The sequence below is a fragment of the Vibrio sp. SCSIO 43097 genome (assembly GCF_023650755.1).
In the GTDB taxonomy this organism is placed as follows: domain Bacteria; phylum Pseudomonadota; class Gammaproteobacteria; order Enterobacterales; family Vibrionaceae; genus Vibrio; species Vibrio alginolyticus.
The window spans coordinates 2,362,913-2,381,633 of the sequence record NZ_CP071840.1 but is presented as its reverse complement, the minus strand read 5'-3'; the positions used below and the strand labels follow the sequence as shown (position 1 = coordinate 2,381,633).

The following is an 18,721-nucleotide window of genomic DNA, read 5'->3' as shown; positions in this document are numbered from 1 at the left end:
GACACCAAAGACTTTGCTTTATGGACGGTTTTTTCGTTACAACGGTGAGCGGTGGATATGAATTTTTCAATCACAGCCTTTCTCTACTTAAGCCTAGTCGGGGATTTGCAATTTTGCTTAACAATTATGAATTTATTGTAAAAGTGACATTTGAATCACTCTTTTATTAAGGACGAATTTATGTCGTGAATAGGTGCAATAGAAATCAAATATTTGGCAAAGACAGAAGAGTCTCAGTGATTCGTTGTTCTACATTGAGCAAGGTAAGTGAAAGAGGTAGGAAGAGAGCAAAGTCTTAGATAAGTTTGTGACAGGGTAAATAACAAGGAGAGCGGGCGCTCTCCTCATTCTTAGACGACCATTTTATGCGCTGAAGATTTGCGCTAGTTCGTTTTCACATAAATGATACTGACGAGGGCAGTTACGCCAAGTTTGCAGCATACGGCGGTATTTATCTAGCATCGGCATTTGGCTGTTAAAGTGATGATCTGCCTTGTCAAACTGAGGGTACAAACCTTCAGAATCGATGAGAAAACGTACGTAATGTACTTGTTGCGCTTCTGAAGCGATATCAAATCCCAAGAACTTCAAGCGACGTTGATCCACGTTGCTACGATCTTCATCGTCTAGCATGTTGTAAGACTCTTGCATCGCATGATACATCTCCATAACGTCGATGATCTCACGACACTCTGCTTCTGAGAGGCAGCCGAAATCTTTGTTCAACTCTCGCATTTGTAGTTCATAACCACGTTCAACGATCGTTTGTAAGCGTTTGTATTTGGCCGCATTACTTGGATCAAGTTGAGACATAAGGTTGTATTGGTTTGATAGAATCAAACGTTGAGCGTTTGACATTTCCATGGTGACCTCACTAGATATCTAATACATTTTTAATGTGCTTAGGTTAACGCTTAAGACATGAGTGAAACATGATCTCAACACATATTTAATACTAAAAAATGGCAAGAACTGTCACTTTTGACCAGTTTGAAAACACTTATTTATGGTAATGATTGTATATGTAGTCTCGGTCTGAAAATACTCTCAGCCACTCTGGCTTGAATACGGTTAAAACCGCCAGTGCCATACCATTTAATAGACCTTCTGGAAAGGCGAGCAACGGCACAAAAACAAAGTAGTTATGTTGAATGGTTTCCCAATCGTAGTGACCAACTGATAGGTGATAAAAAGAGTTAATGATGAGGTGCAGACTTCCTGTTATCGCGCCATTGAAAAATCCAGCAACGAAGATGAAAACAAAAATGTTTCGTGGCAAGTAGTGGTAACTCAGAAGAAACACTAAGTAACTAATGAAAATCGGAATTAGGGCAGATAGAACTAACGACGTGGGTAAGAGTAGCAAGGACACATCATGTAGTAGGTGGTTGACCAACATAGCGGGAATGCTGAGTAGAAATGCCATGCGCCAACCATACATCATCGTCAGCGTTGTTAGTGCAAGAAAATGAATCTGTAATCCTTCTTTTACACCTGCTTGAGCGGCCCATAAAATACTGAAAAAGAAGAGCGTTGCAAAAACGAGGTGCTGAAATCCTTTCTCTTTTTCCAGTTTTGGCCAAACGACTTTTTTCCAATCTGGTAGGCAGTAGACTACTACTATCCAAATTGAGACAACAAGAGAGCCTAAGTTAAACAAATCCATGTTACTTCCTTCCTATGCGAACATGACGCAATCATTTCTATCGTTCTTTTTATACCTAAATGACCGCAGAGAAACTCACTGATAAGGCTTAGATATAATCAAAAAAATACCAGCAATAAGCTGGTATCTTAAAGAGGTTAGTCTTGCGGTTCACTTAGTATTTTACGTTATCGTTGTATTGAGCAAGAATGGATTGAATTTCATCCATGGTTTCTTTCGGTGGCGGGTTTACGCCTTCGAGTGGGTATTCTAAGCCTAACGCTTCCCACTTATGAGCCCCTAATTTGTGGTAAGGAAGTAACTCGACCTTTTCGATGTTATCCATGTCTTTAATAAATTCACCAAGCATGTGTGCTGCTTCTGGGTCATCTGTGTAACCAGGCACGACGACATAGCGAATCCATGTTTTCTTTCCGATTTTTTGTAAGTAACGAGCAAAGTCCAATGTGCGTCGGTTGGATACACCGATGAGATCTTGGTGCACTTCGTCTTTCATGTGTTTGATGTCAAGCATGACTAAGTCTGTTGCATCCAGTACTTCATCGATAACATCAGTGTGCTTACGAACATAACCGTTAGTATCTAGACATGTATGAATGCCTTCGGCTTTAGCAGCGCGGAAAAAATCACGTACGAATTCCGGTTGAAGCATCGCTTCGCCGCCAGAACAAGTAACGCCACCACCTGATGCATTCATGAAGTGGCGGTAACTTTTCGCTTCGGAAATGATTTCTTCAACCGTGACTTCTTTGCCATCATGCGTGTCCCAAGTATCGCGGTTATGGCAATACTTACAGCGCATTAAACAACCTTGCAAGAAGACGATAAATCGAATACCAGGTCCGTCTACGGTACCACATGACTCAAATGAGTGAATACGACCAGCTGTTGACATCTTTTGCTCTCATTACTAGTAAATTCTAGCTGTTATTTTATTACAAAAAGCAGGGTTAAAACAGCTTTGTCGGTACTAAAGGCAAGGTTATTTGAAGAAAGAAAATAGATGGAGCCAATCTACATAAACGCTTGAACACGAGGTGGTTAATACCTACCCCGAGAACTTGCCGTGTATCTAGATTGACTTCGATGCTGGGATAATCCAGTTTTTAGAAAAAGGCGAACACGGAGAACGAGCCTGTCCCATAAACATCGGTTTGGGCTTCTTCATAATCCGGTGTTTTAATTGTAAAGGTGATGCTTGCACCGTAATTTTGGTTGTACCAAGATACCCCCGCGACGGCACTTGCTTGCCAATTTTGCAGTGTGACGTCGTATGGCGCTGACGGTTCAGGAATGCCAGGACGATCTCCTTCGATAGTCATGTCATTAAAGCGGTAACGACCTTCAAACCCGGTGAACAAGAACCAACTCGACGTGTTCTGAGCGATCATACTTGCTGAGAAAGGGCTTTCGACGCTGATATTGGCGGCTCCGATGCTATTCGCTAGGTTTGTACCCCAACGAAACATGACGCCTTGAGAGACATCACTACGGAAGTTACCCGCATTGATGTCGTTAATGTTGGTAATCTCCCATTGTGTTTTTTGTTCTTCGCTGCGCATCAATTTGTTAAATACGCGGTAACCAAGGCTGAACGCAACTTTATCTTCAATCTGGTAATCCCAACCTTGAGGGTCCGTCGATCCTGTTATGCCGTGAACGATTTCTTGCGCCTTTTCTGATAGCGAACTTTCACCCGTAGCTCCTATGGTGAAATTGTACCGTACAGCTTTGTCACTCGTTAGGGAAAGGTAGTTGATTTCGGTGTGTAGGTAACCGGCATATGGGCGATCATTGATTAGTGGATAATCGGCTTCAATGTCGCTTGGAGTCCACATTTTGTGGCCAAGAACCAACTCTATTTTATCGATATTGGCGTGCTCTGAGTTAGCTAGACTCAGCCATTTCCATTGGCTTTCTTGTGTCAGTTGGTCTGTCGCGTAAGAAAGGAAAACACCATTCGTATAGTCTTGATCGACGCCAAAAATACCATCGTTGTCGATGGTAAAAGAAACCGTAGACTTAGTGGATGCTATTGCAACTGGAGAAAGAAGGGTAAGAATAATTAATTTACTAAATCTCATAGACTTTATTTGCTAACTTTTTTCGCATCATACGTAAGAATGCGGGCAAAAGTCTTTCGCGATATCACAACTTTCATTCAAGAAATAAAAAAAGGCTGATGCTACTTAGCATCAGCCTTTGTTGTATTACTAGAACGTTATTTCGCTATAGTCTTATAGAGACTCAGTGAATGTACGTGCGATTACGTCAGCTTGTTGCTCTGCAGTTAGAGAGTTGAAGCGAACAGCGTAACCAGATACACGGATTGTTAGCTGAGGGTATTTCTCTGGGTGCTTAACTGCGTCTTCTAGAGTTTCACGGTTAAGAACGTTCACGTTTAGGTGTTGGCCACCTTCGATACCCGCTTCGTGGTGGAAGTAACCATCCATAAGACCAGCAAGGTTAGCGCGTTGTGAACCCTCATCTTTACCTAGTGCGTTAGGTACGATAGAGAATGTGTAAGAGATACCATCTTGTGCGTCAGCAAACGGCAGTTTAGCAACTGAAGTTAGTGATGCTACAGCACCTTTCTCGTCACGACCGTGCATTGGGTTTGCACCTGGAGCAAATGGAGCACCAGCACGACGACCGTCAGGCGTGTTACCAGTTTTCTTACCGTAAACCACGTTTGAAGTGATAGTAAGAATTGACTGAGTAGGGATTGCATCACGGTAAGTCTTAAGCTTACGGATTTTGCCCATAAATACAGAAACAAGTTCACATGCAATGTCATCAACGCGTGGGTCGTTGTTACCGAATTTAGGGTAATCGCCTTCGATTTCGAAGTCGATTGCTAGACCGTCTTCGTCACGAATTGGCTTAACTTTTGCGTATTTAATTGCAGATAGTGAGTCAGCCGCAACAGATAGACCAGCAATACCACAAGCCATAGTACGTTTAACGTCACGGTCGTGTAGAGCCATTAGTGCCGCTTCGTAGCTGTACTTATCGTGCATGAAGTGGATAGCGTTTAGTGCAGTCACATATTGTTTCGCTAGCCAATCCATGAAGTGGTCCATTTTCTCCCACAGTTCATCGTAGTTAAGAACATCGCCTTCGATCTTAGGCATTTGCGGGCCAACTTGGATTTTTAGCTTCTCATCCACACCACCGTTGATGGTGTAAAGCATTGTTTTCGCAAGGTTCGCACGAGCACCGAAGAACTGCATTTGCTTACCAACAACCATTGGAGATACACAACATGCGATCGCGTAGTCGTCGGAGTTCATGTCTGGACGCATTAAGTCGTCATTTTCGTACTGAATAGAAGAAGTATCGATAGATACTTTCGCACAGAACTTCTTGAAGCCTTCAGGTAGTTGCTCAGACCAAAGAACAGTGATGTTTGGCTCTGGAGAAGGACCCATAGTGTATAGTGAGTTTAGGAAACGGAAGTTTGTACGAGTAACTAGCGTACGACCGTCAAGACCCATACCACCCATAGACTCAGTTGCCCAGATAGGGTCGCCAGAGAATAGATCATCGTACTCAGGAGTACGTAGGAAACGAACCATACGTAGTTTCATTACGAAGTGGTCGATCATTTCCTGAGCTTGTTCTTCAGTTAGCTTACCAGCCGCGATATCACGTTCGATGAAGATGTCTAGGAACGTAGAAGTACGACCTAGAGACATAGCCGCACCGTTTTGAGATTTAACAGCAGCTAGGTAACCGAAGTAAGTCCACTGAATAGCTTCTTGCGCAGTTTCAGCAGGACGAGAAATATCACAACCGTATTTTGCAGCCATTTCTTTGATTTGACCTAGAGCACGGTGTTGCTCTGCGATCTCTTCACGAAGCTGCATTGTCATTTGTAGGTCTTCGCCGTTCTCAAAACGCTCTTGTAGAGAAGAGAACTGCGCGAATTTATCCTTCATTAGGAAGTCAATACCGTATAGAGCAACACGACGGTAGTCACCGATGATACGACCACGACCGTATGCATCTGGAAGACCAGTCAGTACGCCAGATTTACGACACGCCATGATTTGAGGAGTGTAGATATCGAAAACGCCTTGGTTGTGAGTTTTACGGTATTCTGTGTAGATTTTTTTAACTTGTGGGTCTAGCTCGCGGTCGTAGGCTTTGCATGAACCTTCAACCATGCGGATACCACCGTTAGGGATGATCGCACGTTTTAGAGGAGCGTCAGTTTGAAGACCTACGATAGTTTCTAGGTCTTTTTCGATGTAGCCTGCATCGTGAGCAGTGATGGTAGAGATAACTGAAGTATCAAAATCAACAGGAGCGTGAGTCGCGTTCTCTTGTTTGATGCCTTCCATTACCTTAGCCCAAAGCTTGTTAGTCGCTTCAGTACCTTCAGAAACTAGGAAAGATTCGTCGCCTTCGTACGGAGTGTAGTTCTTCTGAATGAAATCACGAACGTTTACTTCGTTTTGCCAGTCGCCTGCAGCAAAACCTTCCCAAGCTTTAGCAAATTGCTCTGCCATGACATACCTACCTTTTTAGTAGAAAAAAATACGTACTGCTTCGCCGTTGAGCCAGCTATCCCCAGATAAAAGAGGGGAACAGTACACTCTTATGAATAACAATATTTATAGTCTTAAATTTACGTATTCGATTTACAAAACTATAAATATTGTCACTAGTTTTAACGTTTCTCTTTTTAAGCAACAGTTAGAGGTTAAACTAAAATTTTTTTGCAAACCTTAAACTAAATCAATAAATCCTCAAAAATCTCGATAAAAATGGGGTAGCGACGAGCGCTACCCACAAATTTCTGGACTGCTAGCTTATAGCCAAGCTTGGATGCCATACTGGCCTTCAAGCATACCAACTGCAAGCATAGCAACTAAACAGATAACAAGTACGCTTACTGGGATCACAATCTTGTCTACAAATGATAGGCGAGACGCGCGCTCTTTATCTCCAATTAAACCGTTGTTATCTAAAAGCATAGTTAGTGCCCAAGCTAGAACTGGGTTAACAACGGCAGAACCAAAGATACAGATACCTGCTGCTTGTGAGTCTTTCGAGTCCTTCACCATCTGCATGCCAGCTTCAAGCAGTGGTAGAGATACACCAACGAGAAGAGCAACGCGCATAACTGGAGGCCATACTGCAACGTCCATAGGAAAACCAAGGATTGCAACAATAATACATAGAGAGCCTAGTAAGATGGCACCAGCAGGAATAGGGCGTTTCGCGATTGCAGCAGGGATCATGTAAGTCCCCCAAGATGATGTGATGTTACCACCACCCACTGCAGTACCGACCATTTGGCGAACGGAACACATTGTCATTGTGTCATCAACGTCCATCAGCACTTTCTCACTCTTTCGTGGGTAGTTCATCTCTTGGAAGATACGGTGACCCAAGAAGTCAGGTGACCACATTGCTACCGCAAGAATTGCGAATGGTAGTGAAGCGATGAAGTGTTCCATATTAGGAAGACCAAGCATCCAACCTTCTTCTGTTGAACCCCACCAGTAGATTGGATTTAGGTTTGGAAGGCCTGTCTCGGTTACGAATTTAATATCGAAGCCTGCGCCAAGAGCCAGTGCGATTGCAAGCCCAGTGAAGGCACAAACAGGGATCGCTAGCCAGCGTTTGTTCACTTTAGCAAGGAACGCGTATAAGCCAATGGTAACCGCAAGAACAATTAGACCGATGTAACCCATGCTACCAGCGGCAACCGTATCGGATTGCAAACCAACAGCCCAAGCTTGAATAGAGTTAATTTGGCTCATGGTTCCGGTTAAACCTAAGAAAATAAGAAGGCCGCCAGCCGTACCTTCAGAGGTGAGGTTAACCAGTTTTGACCCACCTTTTAAGAGGCTCAAAATCAAACCAAACACACCAATGAGAATTGCTAATGCAAGAGGGTGAGCACCAGCAAGAGCGATGGTACCAATAAGAGGGATCATTGGGCCGTGGTTGCCTGCTAGGTTGGCTTTAGGGTTAATAAAACCAGAGGCAAGTACACAGAAAAGAAGTGCAGGGATGAGCATTTCTACACGCGCAACTTCGATAGCAAAGTCCTTGCCTAAGTTTACGTGGTCCCATGCTGCAGTAAGACCTTCAGCCCAAGACATCATTACCGCAGAGTACATTGCGATAATACCGATAGTACCAGCAAGCGCTGGAACAAGGTCTTCAAGCTCAAAGCGGAAGTCACGACCTGGCAAGTTCAAGCCAAAACGACGTGGCTTCATAATTTGTAGTTCGTGGTCTAGGTAGTCTGAACGGCTTGCGAACTCAGATGCTGGACGATGAAGCTCACGGTAGCTCTTGGTCTCGATATCTGAATCAGAGTGCGTTTTGTTAACTGCGTCTGACATAGATTCCTCATATATTTAAAAGTTATGAATTCTTCATTCAATTGTGTTAATCCGCATCCTGCGGCACGCTTATGCTAGCTATTGTTAGATTTGTTACACGTCGACACTGTGCCTAAGCATAGCTAATAACTTATTGTGTTGAGGCACAAAAAAAGCCTCATCTTTTGGCAGGAGTCTAGCAAGATAGCCATTTAGGGTGATTGATTTAGATCACTTTAAGAATGGTTGTGAAATAAAACTACAGAAAGTTTCTGGCATGCGAATGAGATGCGGAGATCTTGTGTAATTTCATTACACAAGTTGCATAAAATTAGAACTTTTTGTCCTTTTGCACGAGATGCAGATTAAATGTCAATATTCACGGTGATTATATAAAGCTGGCTTTATTCTTGCTTTGGACAGAGCAAAGACAATTTTTTGGCTAATCATTGCCGCTCAGTTTAGGAAAAAGACATGAAACAGCTTAAAGTACTGCCACTAGTGGCAATCATCTCAGGGTTAATGGTCGGTTGCGGCGGCGGTGGCGGCGGTGGCGGTGGTGCAGCGCCGAAAACTGCGTTTACTTTTGATTTTGCTATACCAGCAACAATGACTGAAAGTGAAGCAACTACGAAAGGTTGTACTGTATATGACCACAAAACTGAGCTGAACGGCGATAAAACGGTTTTAACCTACAGTGCAGCGTCAAAAGAGCAAGTGACCAACTATGTTATCGGTTACTACTCTGATGCCGATGGCAAAAGATCCGGAGACATTATCAAACCTACCACTGATAACTTTAAGTTTTATCTTGAAGATATCCCTGACGGCGGCTTTGTAACGTTTCAAGCAATAGAATTTAACGGCAAAGAAGCTCGCGTAAACACGTTTTCAAAAGAGTTCTTGCAAGATAAGAAACTACGTAATGCTACTTTTGCACTAAACCGAGACTCTTTGAACAAATGCTTTACTGGCGGTAACTTAGCAAGCAATAAGTTTACTAACTTAGATTACCGAAACGCTGAATCAGGTGGCGGAGATTACAACTTTGTCTCGCAAACCGATATTTTCACGTCTCCGAACCCTGATATGTTGCCTACTGATGAACTGATGGGGCTTAAAGGTGAACCAACGGCATTGTTTCAGTATGAATCAGGTTCAAGCGACAAAGCGCTTTACCAGTATGGTATTGGTTCGTGGGGAACTGGTGAGATAGCCTTAGTTAGAGCGGATAATACGTCAAACATTTATTCGTCTTCTGACTATACTTACGACTCGCTCAACATTGGCTTTGTTACTAACGGCTTTGCATATGACGCGTTGAAGCTGGATAAAACGGCCGTTGAATATAATCGCCCTAGTGCAACGAATAAAGAAACTTGGGTATACATGGCGTTCTCAGAGAATCAAGTTAATGGTTGGGAGTCTCTACTTAACGAAACGATCTCTGACGGATGGGATATTGACGTTGATCCGAGTGCTTACTTAAATATTGATAACCTGCCGAACACAAAACCAAGTGTATCAGCGCAAGGAAGTGCAGAGTCCGTGATTGATCTGGACATGGGCTTAACATCGTCTACTGAAGGCTTTACTCGTGTCGCTTACTTTGCAACTTCAGGCGACTACAGAGTCACACATCGCATTTTCACAACAAGTAATAGTGATTCTGTTGTTGTTCCAGAATTGCATTACTACAACTTCCCAACATCGGCCGTTAACGGTTTGAAAGTTTCAGCTTCGGACGATTTTAATCGCACTGCTTTGGTAGTGAATGAAGATAGTAATATTGATTCTAAAGTTTTCATGAGCTTCTTCTCCAATGGTGAAGCGTCAGAGCCTGAACTAGATGAAGACCTAGATGGCATCATTACTTCTGAAAAAGAAGGCTTAGAAAATGAGGTGACATTACGTACTTCAAACTCGCTGGTAGTCAGTCGTTTTAATTAATTCATTGCGACCTCGAATAGGTTTCAATTAACACTTTTGTAAATTTATTAAGCCCCTTTGAAAGGGGCTTTTTTATATTTAATATTCAACTTTTGAAGAATATGTTGCTATATATTGCATATTAATTTGTCTATCGTATCTTTCTATTCGAATTATTTAGGTTAATAATTTGTTGCAAGTTTCAAAGGGCGGTGCTAATTTGTTCCGAATTAGAGAGGGCGGAGTCCCTTAATTGCAGTGACAAAAACACAGGGAGTAGGGCGCATGAATGATGTACCAGCGCTAGATATAAAAGACCTGCACAAAACATTTGGACAAAATGAAGTTTTAAAAGGCATTTCACTTGCCGCGCACAAAGGAGATGTTATCTCCATTATTGGCTCTTCCGGCTCAGGTAAGAGTACCTTTCTCAGATGTATCAACTTGCTAGAAACGCCTACCGCGGGCGAAATTTGGGTAAATGGTGAATTAATCCAAATGAAGAACAGCAGAGCAGGTGAATCTGTTCCTGCTAATGAAAAGCAAGTCCAACGTATTCGCTCACGCCTGGCAATGGTTTTCCAAGGTTTCAACCTCTGGTCTCACCTAACCGTACTAGAAAACGTGATTGAGGCGCCTGTTCATGTCTTAGGCGTTCCAAAAGCTCAAGCGATTGAAAACGCAGAAGTCTTGCTTAAGAAGGTAGGCTTGTATGAGCGTAAGGATTATTACCCTGGGCACTTATCTGGCGGCCAGCAGCAACGTGCAGCTATTGCCCGTGCGCTAGCAGTTGACCCAGAGGTGATGTTGTTTGACGAGCCAACTTCTGCGCTTGACCCAGAACTTGTAGGAGAAGTTCTGGGGGTAATGAGAGATTTGGCAGATGAAGGGCGAACTATGCTGGTGGTCACGCACGAAATGGCGTTTGCACGTGACGTATCAAACCATGTGATGTTTTTACATCAAGGCTTAGTGGAAGAACAGGGAAATCCAGCTAAGCTATTTACAAACCCGGATTCAGAACGATTACAGCAGTTTATCTCATCCATTTACTAATATTTGTTAGGCGGCAGACTATTGCCTCCTAAGCCAACACAACAAACAAAACGAAATAAAATAGCAATCACAGGAGTATGGAAATGAAAAAGTGGTTATTAGCAGCAACGATTGCTGCAACGGCAGTATCAGGTGTTGCCCAAGCGAAAGAATGGAAAACAGTTCGCTTTGGTATCGAAGGTGCTTACCCTCCGTTTAGCTGGACAGAAACTGATGGCTCAATAAAAGGCTTTGACGTAGACATGGCAAATGCACTCTGTGAAGAGATGCAAGTGAAGTGCAAAATCGTCGCTCAAGATTGGGATGGTATTATTCCTTCTCTGCTTGCACGTAAGTACGATGCCATCATCGCAGCAATGTCTATCACTGAAGAGCGCAAGAAAAAAGTCGATTTCACTGGCAAGTACGCACAAATTCCAAATAAATTTATCGCTAAGAAAGGTGCGGGTCTAGATTTTGATAATCTTAAAGATGTCAAAATTGGCGTGCAACGTGCGACGACACATGACAAGTACTTAACTGACAACTATGGCGATGATGTTGAAATTGTGCGTTATGGCTCTTTTGATGAAGCGTATCTTGATCTAGAAAATGGTCGAATTGCTGCCGTTTTAGGTGATGCGTCTGCTCTAGAAGAGGGTGTGATCAACAAAGCCGGTGGCGAAGCTTATGAGTTTGTTGGACCATCGTTAACCGATCCAAAATGGTTTGGCGAAGGTATGGGTATCGCTGTTCGTAAACAAGACAAAGATCTGACGAAGAAACTAGACGCAGCAATTATTTCACTACGTGAGAAAGGTGTTTACCAAGAAATTGCTGGTAAATACTTTAACTACGATGTGTACGGTGAATAAACCGTAATTAAGCGACCGTTGGCTTGTTCCTAGAAGTAGTCAACGGTCGATTTTTTGAGTTTAGGGATTAGGAACTCACCTATGCTAGATTTACAAGGATACGAAGCTTCGATTTTGAAAGGAGCTTTAGTAACAATAGAAGTTGCAGTGCTTTCACTCATTCTCGCCATGGTCTTAGGCATGCTTGGCGCACTAGCTAAGTTAGCGCCTTACAAATGGGCAAGGGCGATTGCCACTCTTTACACCACTGTCATTCGCGGCATTCCAGATTTGGTTCTGATGATGCTAATTTTCTTTGGTGGACAAATACTTTTAAATAACAGCCTTTACTCCATCAACGAAACGCTCAACGAGTGGTTTGCCTCGAGTGATCCAAACCATGAATGGACGTCTTACTTACCTGATTATATTGATGTCAGCCCATTTATAGCTGGTGTACTCACGATTGGTTTTATCTTTGGCGCCTACATGGCGGAGACTTTTCGTGGAGCGATCATGGCGGTGGACAAGGGTGAATTAGAAGCGGCGAAAGCTTATGGGATGAGTTCTGCTTTATCGTTTAGAAGAATCTTACTTCCTCAGATGATTCGTCATGCATTACCTGGATTTGGTAATAACTGGTTAGTGTTACTTAAGACCACAGCGTTAGTTTCCATTATTGGTCTGGATGACATGGTGAGAATGAGCTCATTGGCAGCAGGTACAACGAAAATGCCGTTCACCTTTTACATGGCTGTCGCGCTCATCTTTCTATTTTTTACCAGCGTTTCGACCGGGCTACTCAAGCTTGTTGAGCGTAAGTTCAGTATTCATGCGAGGTAAGTTATGGACTTTTCTTTGATTATTGAAAGCTTTCCAACTTATCTTCAGGGACTTTGGACAACAGTTTGGTTAGTGGGATTAGCGTTGGTTATTGGCTTGTTTGTCTCTATCCCATTAGCCGTGGCACGCAATAGTACCAATTACGCTCTAAGCTTACCTTCTTGGGGATTCATTTACTTTTTCCGTGGAACGCCGCTATTGGTTCAGCTGTATTTGATTTACTACGGCATGGATCAGTTTTTCCCTGTGAAAGATACCTTGTGGGAGAACGCTTGGTTCTGTGCTTTGGTCGCTTTTATTCTGAATACATCGGCTTACACCGCAGAAATTATTCGTGGTGCGATTAATGGTTTGCCGAAAGGTGAGGTGGAAGCTGCGAAAGCATATGGCATGAGTAAGTTTATGACATATAGACGTATTATCTTGCCGAGTGCATTGCGTCGAGCATTACCAGCTTATTCAAACGAGGTCATATTTATGCTGCACGGAAGTGCAGTCGCGGGCATCGTTACCATCATGGATTTAACTGGTGCTGCGCGTCTAGTTAACTCGCGCTACTATGCACCATTTGAGTCTTTCCTGACGGCGGGGCTGTTCTACATGGCACTGACGTTTATGATCTTGTGGTGTTTCAAAGTGGCAGAGAAGCGTTTCTTAGCTTATCTACGTCCTTTAAGCTAATTATCAATAGAGGTAATAGCACCGGAATGGGTGCTATTGCTTTTGATAATTTTGTTATCTTCATTCCTATTTTTCCAGCCGATGTAAAAGACTCTTTCTTATTATTCATTAACTTACATTAACATTCGGTAAACTCATTGTTTAGTAAGTAAAAATGAAAAAAACAATTCTATCGTTGGGCATTGCCGCCTTAGCCACAGGATGTGGTGGGGGAGAGAGAGAATCACAACCTAATGCTCAAGCAAAACCAACGCCAGCTCCAGTTCAACAAGCTCTGGAAACTGGTAATGCACTGCTCGTTTCTGACCCGAGCGATTTCATTCGTAAAAGTCATCAGGTTGTGGAAGCTCACAAGATGCAGTCGAATACGATCAAGTCTGCAATTGCGAAAAACCTTTCAGGTCTTTATTGGGATCCAACCCATGATGCCGCGATCTTGGCACCTCAGTATGGCTTCAACGACACCATCTTGATGACCAATAAGGCCATGGCAAGCGGTTACAAAGATCAAGCTCTGTCAATTGGCGTTGCCGGGGAAAAGTCTAATGGTCAACGTTACGCACTATTAGGTAGTAACCCATTTAGAACGGCACAACGTTTTCCCGACTCTTCCAACGCAGCGATGACGAAATGGTTAAGTAACCTGGTCACTTGGTTGTCGGGCGGAGTTACTTCAAACGTCGTCATCGCGCAAATGGATCAGTCTTATTACTTTCCGGATGAGCAAGCGACTCGGAATTGGCTGAAAGACAATGTTTCACAAGAGTTGGCGTTTAACGAGGCCAACCTATGCGATGGTTCGAAGCTACTTAGCTGCTTGCAAACCAATACTCCAAACTTATTGATCTTGTCACAGCATCTGCAATCTGGAGATACCAACAAACCAGTACTCGAAGCTTTGGAATACGCTGAGCAAGCCCAAATTCCTGTTCTATACCTGCATTGGGATGGAGGACTAACTGATCTTGGCCAAGACATTTTGGAAAAATTCCATGTTGATTATGTGGGAGATAACTATTGGCGTAAGTTAGGCTTGGTCGACTGGGAACCTTCATCGTTGATGAACGTTGTGCCGGACTCTGTCATCACACAACAAGCGCTGTTGTCTCGTTTTGAATCTCAAAATTTCAACGTTGACTTGTCAAAGTGTGATGACAAATCCTGCCCTGACACTGCGAATATGGACAGTCAATTTTATGCAGGGGCAAACAGCATTCGCCATTGGTTGCAAAAGCTTGATGAACAAAAAGTAGATTTGTTTAATCAAAACGGCTACCAATACGAAAAACTCATGGTATTGCTGGCTGATCATTATCGTCAAACGGTTGTCTTCCCGATGGACAAACAATCAACCCAAACGACCGAATTCCTAAAGTCGTACTTTGCCGATTACGTGCAATACAACAGCCGAAGCGTAAACCCAAAACAACCAAATATGGGGAACTTCAGCCGTAGTGAGTTTAGCCCTGACATAAAGAGAATCAGTGCAACGATTAATATGGAATCAAAGCGTAACTTCCGTTCGGCTGGTGTGTATGCGCTTCCTGGGGAAACCTTTACGGTTAAACGTAATGACAGCAATGATGTGGCGACTAAGATTGTCATCAACACTTTAAGAAGTGGTGCAACTCATGAGTTCAGCAAAGATGGATACACGCGACCAAAACTGCTGACTTCATTCGGCTATGAAGTGAAGCCGGGTGAAACCATCACGCTGACTTCTCCTTATGGTGGTCCAGTACAGGTTCACTTTGACAAAAATGATGTTCCGGTTGAACTGAAATTTAATCATGTGGCACAGCATCCAGTTTGGAGAAGTGAGAAGGACAACGACGCTTTTATTCAACAGTTAGAAGCCAATTTATTCGATTGGGCTGAGCTGATCACTCCTGGGTTTGAAGTACACTCAAAGCGCGACAAAATGTTGGAGTCGGTCAACGATGAAATGTGGTCTACCCCTTCGGAAATGGCGCTTGCAACAGAAGAATATGTTCACAACTACCCGCATGTGCTGGCAGGTTTCCAAGGGCCGGGCATAGATGAAGTGCCTGAAATTATTCAATACGCCCAAAACCAAGGTTGGGAAATCGCCAATATTGATATAGTGAAGCACATGAACGCTGACCAAGCGACGTGTGGTTATGGTTGTTCGGGTAACCCTTACGATGCTTATTGGTCATTCAGCCCACTCGGTCACGGTGATTTACATGAGCTTGGTCATGGTTTAGAAAAAGGTCGATTCCGATTTTCAGGCTGGGAAGGGCATTCAACGACCAATTACTACTCGTATTACAGTAAGTCTCGTTTCTTCCAGAATACGGGAAAAGTTTCAACTTGCCAAAGCTTGGATTTCAAAGGCCAGTTTGAATTATTGCAAGCTAGCCGAACTCAAGCGGATCCAAACGCATACATGGCTGCGCAAAATCAAACCAGTTGGAGTTGGGGCGCTCGTGTTTACATTCAAATGATGATGGCGGCGCAGCATGAAGGTGTGCTTAAAAATGGTTGGCATTTATTGGCGCGCTTGCACCTGATTGAACGTGAGTTTAACCGCTTAAAATCGGACGATGCGCTTTGGGATGAGAGACGATTGAGCATTGGTTTCGCCAACTACTCTCGGGAAGAAGCAAATAGAATCTCGAACAACGACTGGTTGCTTATTGCTCTGAGCTACATCTCTCAGCGAGATATGACTAACTATCTCGATATGTGGGGGTTCTCGTTCACAGAAAAAGCGAAACAGCAGGTTGTGGCGCTGAATCTACCGCCGATGCCGCTCACTTACTTTGCAAGTAGTAATACAGGCTACTGTCTGAACGAATTTGCTCAAACACCGATAACTATTGATGGTCAAACGGTTTGGCCGCTGAATCAGTGATTAACTGGTAATTTGTATGAAAAAGGGAGACTGAGTCTCCCTTTTTATTGGACTAAGCTTAGCGTTGAGTCTCGCTTATAGCTTTGCAATATATTACTTAAATGTTGACCAGATTGGTGCGTGATCTGAAGGCTTCTCGATACCACGAAGCTCATAGTCGATACCAGATTCAATACACTTTTCCGCTAGAGAAGGGGTTGCCAAAATGACATCAATTCGTAGGCCACGGTTATCATCAAAACCGCGAGAACGGTAGTCAAACCACGAAAATTGATCGTTCACCTCTGGGTATAGCTTACGGAAGGTGTCCACAAAGCCCCAGTCTAGTAAGGTTTTCAACCATTCGCGCTCTTCAGGTTGGAATGAACATTTACCTGTTTTTAGCCAGCGTTTACGGTTTGGCTCGCCGATACCGATATCTGCATCAATAGGGCTGATGTTGATGTCACCCATAACAATCAATTGCTCGTCGTTATTGTGATGATCGTTTAGGTAGGTCATCAGATCTTTATAGAATTGGCGCTTGTATGGGAATTTGGTTTCGTGGCTGATGTTATCCCCTTGAGGGAAATAGCCGTTTAGCACAGTGACCTTTTCGCCGTTTTCATTTAAAAACGTTGCCATGATCATGCGCTTTTGATGTTCCTCGTTATCCGTCGGGAACCCTTTTTGTACGTGTAGAGGCTCTTGCTTACAAAGCATTGCTACGCCGTAATGTGCTTTTTGACCATGAAAATACACTTTGTAGCCCATGGCTTCGACAGCTTCAATCGGGAATGCTTCATCGTGAACTTTAATTTCCTGAAGACCAATCACATCAGGTTGGTGTTTGTCGATTAGCGCTTGGAGTTGGTGCAGTCGCGCACGTAGTCCATTGATGTTAAAGCTGATTACTTTCATTATTTATCCTTTTGGGGGCGTACTTTTTTATGAATAGTATCATTGTGTAAGAGCACTGAAAATGAGTCTCGGTGAAAGGATTGAAACGCTCTGAGCTACTTTGCTTTTAATTTGTTTTCTAAGTCGTTTTGCACGATCTTTAAAGCGTTAAGCGCAACTTCTGGATCTATCTCATTGCTCTCAAGCAAATAGATTAAATCGACAGCCAGTTTGATCTCTTCAGGTGCGTCATCTAAAGGCGAGGTTGGTTGATCAGCCATTATTGATGTTTTTCCCTATGTGTAATTTGGTTCTCTAGCTTAAGAAGTGCTGCTTCACAACGCGCTAAACGTTGCTCGGTTGCTAGTAATACTTTTTGAGCGTCGGCACGCATAAAACTCGGAGCGCTTTCGACAGCACGTTCTTTTTCTAACACCATCTCGCGCAAGCGTCTTGCCCACTCTTGGTGTTGAGCGAGTTCCTGATAAAGCACGTTGATAGGCTTGCGGAAATAGCTGCTATGTTTGATTTCATTCTTACGAATTTTAGTGGTAGAAATCTCGCGTTGAATTGCACCGATTTGCGCCACTAACCGTTCAGTGAGGTACTCAGCACGCAAAGCGGTGAGCTTACCTTCATTTTGCTCACGCACAATCGCATCCAGCGTGGCTTTTGCTTCTTTTACGCAAGGAGTAAGTAAGCGAGAGCGGCAACCAAATAAACGCTCATCAAAAAGCGGAACATGATGTTCGCCTCTTTGACGGTCAAGAACAGCGGCTTGCTTCGCCATTTGTTCTAGATTTTCCTGGAGTTGAGAAATGTTCATGACAAACCTACAAACCATGCGTCATAAGCCAATTTAATGGCTAGTATGCTGACGGCAGTAACAAATACAGGACGAATGAATTTAGAACCAAATCTAATAGCGGAGTGCGCGCCAACAAAAGCACCAGCCATTAAACATACTCCCATTGTTAAGCCTAGCACCCAGTTGATATGTCCGAGGAATGCAAAAGTGATCAAAGAGGTAAAGTTACTGGTAAAGTTCATTGCTTTTGCTAAGCCAGAGGCGAGCAAGATATTCAGCCGGTACAGCGCCATTGAACTTACTGTCCAAAAAGCCCCAGTTCCAGGCCCTGCGAGTCCGTCGTAGAATCCTATGGATAAGCCTTGCATGTACTGTTTTTTATGAAGTTTTGGGCAAGGCTCGGGTATTGGACTTTGATGAGCAGAGTGGGGGGTTTTATGAAAAACGGTATACAACGCTGCCGCCAAAATAACAAGCGGCAATCCTTTTTCCAGCCAGTCCGTACTAATCGCATCTACAAATAGCGTACCTAATGTCGCTCCGACGAGTGTTGCCACGAATGCACGCCTCCAGCATTGAGGTTTGAATAGACGTTTTTTGTAGTACGTAAATGCTGCAGTAGAAGAAGCAAAGGTAGCGGCAAGTTTATTGGTGCCTAGTGCAATATGAGGCGGCAAGCCTAGCGAAAGTAGAGCAGGTACGGTAAGCATGCCACCACCACCGGCAACTGCATCAATAAATCCTGCGACAAAAGCGACAAGCGCCAACACCAACAGCATGGTTGGCTCAATCATTTCCATAAAT

The 18,721-nt window shown here is 43.5% G+C and carries 16 protein-coding genes; 6 read left to right on the top strand and 10 right to left on the bottom strand.

Annotated elements, in window-relative coordinates; genetic code table 11:
* Nucleotides 1-363: 363 nt before the first annotated feature.
* The 6 genes from J4N40_RS11560 to J4N40_RS11535 all read right to left on the bottom strand — a co-directional run bounded on the left by J4N40_RS11560 (nt 364) and on the right by J4N40_RS11535 (nt 8,031).
* Nucleotides 364-864, bottom strand: coding sequence for a YfbU family protein (locus J4N40_RS11560; protein WP_005378446.1), 501 nt, complete (start codon nt 862-864; stop codon nt 364-366).
* Between the two features lie 136 nt (nt 865-1,000).
* Nucleotides 1,001-1,666 carry an energy-coupling factor ABC transporter permease gene (locus J4N40_RS11555; protein ID WP_053303246.1) on the bottom strand — a complete coding sequence of 222 codons (666 nt, stop codon included), beginning with the start codon at nt 1,664-1,666 and terminating at the stop codon, nt 1,001-1,003.
* Between the two features lie 154 nt (nt 1,667-1,820).
* Nucleotides 1,821-2,561 carry a pyruvate formate lyase 1-activating protein gene (gene pflA / locus J4N40_RS11550; protein ID WP_005378444.1) on the bottom strand — a complete coding sequence of 247 codons (741 nt, stop codon included), beginning with the start codon at nt 2,559-2,561 and terminating at the stop codon, nt 1,821-1,823.
* A gap of 211 nt (nt 2,562-2,772) precedes the next feature.
* On the bottom strand, nt 2,773-3,750 hold the full coding sequence (locus J4N40_RS11545) for a lipid A deacylase LpxR family protein (protein WP_005387855.1): 978 nt from the start codon (nt 3,748-3,750) through the stop codon (nt 2,773-2,775).
* Nucleotides 3,751-3,903: 153 nt separating this feature from the next.
* Nucleotides 3,904-6,180: a formate C-acetyltransferase gene (gene pflB / locus J4N40_RS11540; RefSeq protein WP_005378442.1), complete on the bottom strand. Its 2,277-nt coding sequence runs from the start codon at nt 6,178-6,180 to the stop codon at nt 3,904-3,906.
* Nucleotides 6,181-6,483: 303 nt separating this feature from the next.
* A complete protein-coding gene (locus tag J4N40_RS11535) occupies nt 6,484-8,031 on the bottom strand; it encodes a DUF3360 family protein (RefSeq protein WP_005378441.1) in 1,548 nt (515 codons plus the stop codon).
* 453 nt (nt 8,032-8,484) lie between these two features.
* On the opposite strand from J4N40_RS11535, the gene J4N40_RS11530 reads away from it, so the two are divergent.
* From J4N40_RS11530 to J4N40_RS11505, 6 genes are all read left to right on the top strand, one after another.
* The gene (locus J4N40_RS11530) at nt 8,485-9,960 is read left to right on the top strand and encodes a 54K polar flagellar sheath protein A (protein WP_213870128.1); all 1,476 of its coding nucleotides are present in this window, start codon (nt 8,485-8,487) and stop codon (nt 9,958-9,960) included.
* Between the two features lie 264 nt (nt 9,961-10,224).
* Nucleotides 10,225-10,995: an ABC transporter ATP-binding protein gene (locus J4N40_RS11525; protein WP_054729268.1), complete on the top strand. Its 771-nt coding sequence runs from the start codon at nt 10,225-10,227 to the stop codon at nt 10,993-10,995.
* An 83-nt stretch (nt 10,996-11,078) separates the two neighbouring features.
* Nucleotides 11,079-11,849 carry an L-arginine-binding protein AotJ gene (aotJ, locus tag J4N40_RS11520; RefSeq protein WP_005378437.1) on the top strand — a complete coding sequence of 257 codons (771 nt, stop codon included), beginning with the start codon at nt 11,079-11,081 and terminating at the stop codon, nt 11,847-11,849.
* Between the two features lie 81 nt (nt 11,850-11,930).
* Nucleotides 11,931-12,671 (top strand): ABC transporter permease, encoded by a 741-nt coding sequence (locus tag J4N40_RS11515; protein ID WP_005378436.1) that lies wholly within the window; start codon nt 11,931-11,933, stop codon nt 12,669-12,671.
* 3 nt (nt 12,672-12,674) lie between these two features.
* Complete coding sequence (locus J4N40_RS11510; protein ID WP_053349436.1) at nt 12,675-13,352, top strand: ABC transporter permease; 678 nt, start codon at nt 12,675-12,677, stop codon at nt 13,350-13,352.
* Nucleotides 13,353-13,506: 154 nt separating this feature from the next.
* Nucleotides 13,507-16,230: an ImpA family metalloprotease gene (locus J4N40_RS11505; protein ID WP_115385847.1), complete on the top strand. Its 2,724-nt coding sequence runs from the start codon at nt 13,507-13,509 to the stop codon at nt 16,228-16,230.
* Between the two features lie 93 nt (nt 16,231-16,323).
* Here J4N40_RS11505 and xthA read toward each other — a convergent pair whose 3' ends face one another.
* The 4 genes from xthA to J4N40_RS11485 form a co-directional block, all read right to left on the bottom strand.
* On the bottom strand, nt 16,324-17,130 hold the full coding sequence (gene xthA / locus J4N40_RS11500; RefSeq protein ID WP_005378433.1) for an exodeoxyribonuclease III: 807 nt from the start codon (nt 17,128-17,130) through the stop codon (nt 16,324-16,326).
* 95 nt (nt 17,131-17,225) lie between these two features.
* Complete coding sequence (gene rsmS, locus J4N40_RS11495) at nt 17,226-17,390, bottom strand: pleiotropic regulatory protein RsmS (protein WP_005378432.1); 165 nt, start codon at nt 17,388-17,390, stop codon at nt 17,226-17,228.
* Entirely contained in the window at nt 17,390-17,935 is a 546-nt protein-coding gene (locus tag J4N40_RS11490) for a primosomal replication protein (protein WP_033905048.1), read from the bottom strand. The genes rsmS and J4N40_RS11490 overlap by 1 nt, the downstream gene beginning before the upstream one ends.
* The gene (locus J4N40_RS11485) at nt 17,932-18,717 is read right to left on the bottom strand and encodes a sulfite exporter TauE/SafE family protein (protein ID WP_115385848.1); all 786 of its coding nucleotides are present in this window, start codon (nt 18,715-18,717) and stop codon (nt 17,932-17,934) included. The genes J4N40_RS11490 and J4N40_RS11485 overlap by 4 nt, the downstream gene beginning before the upstream one ends.
* Nucleotides 18,718-18,721: the final 4 nt, after the last annotated feature.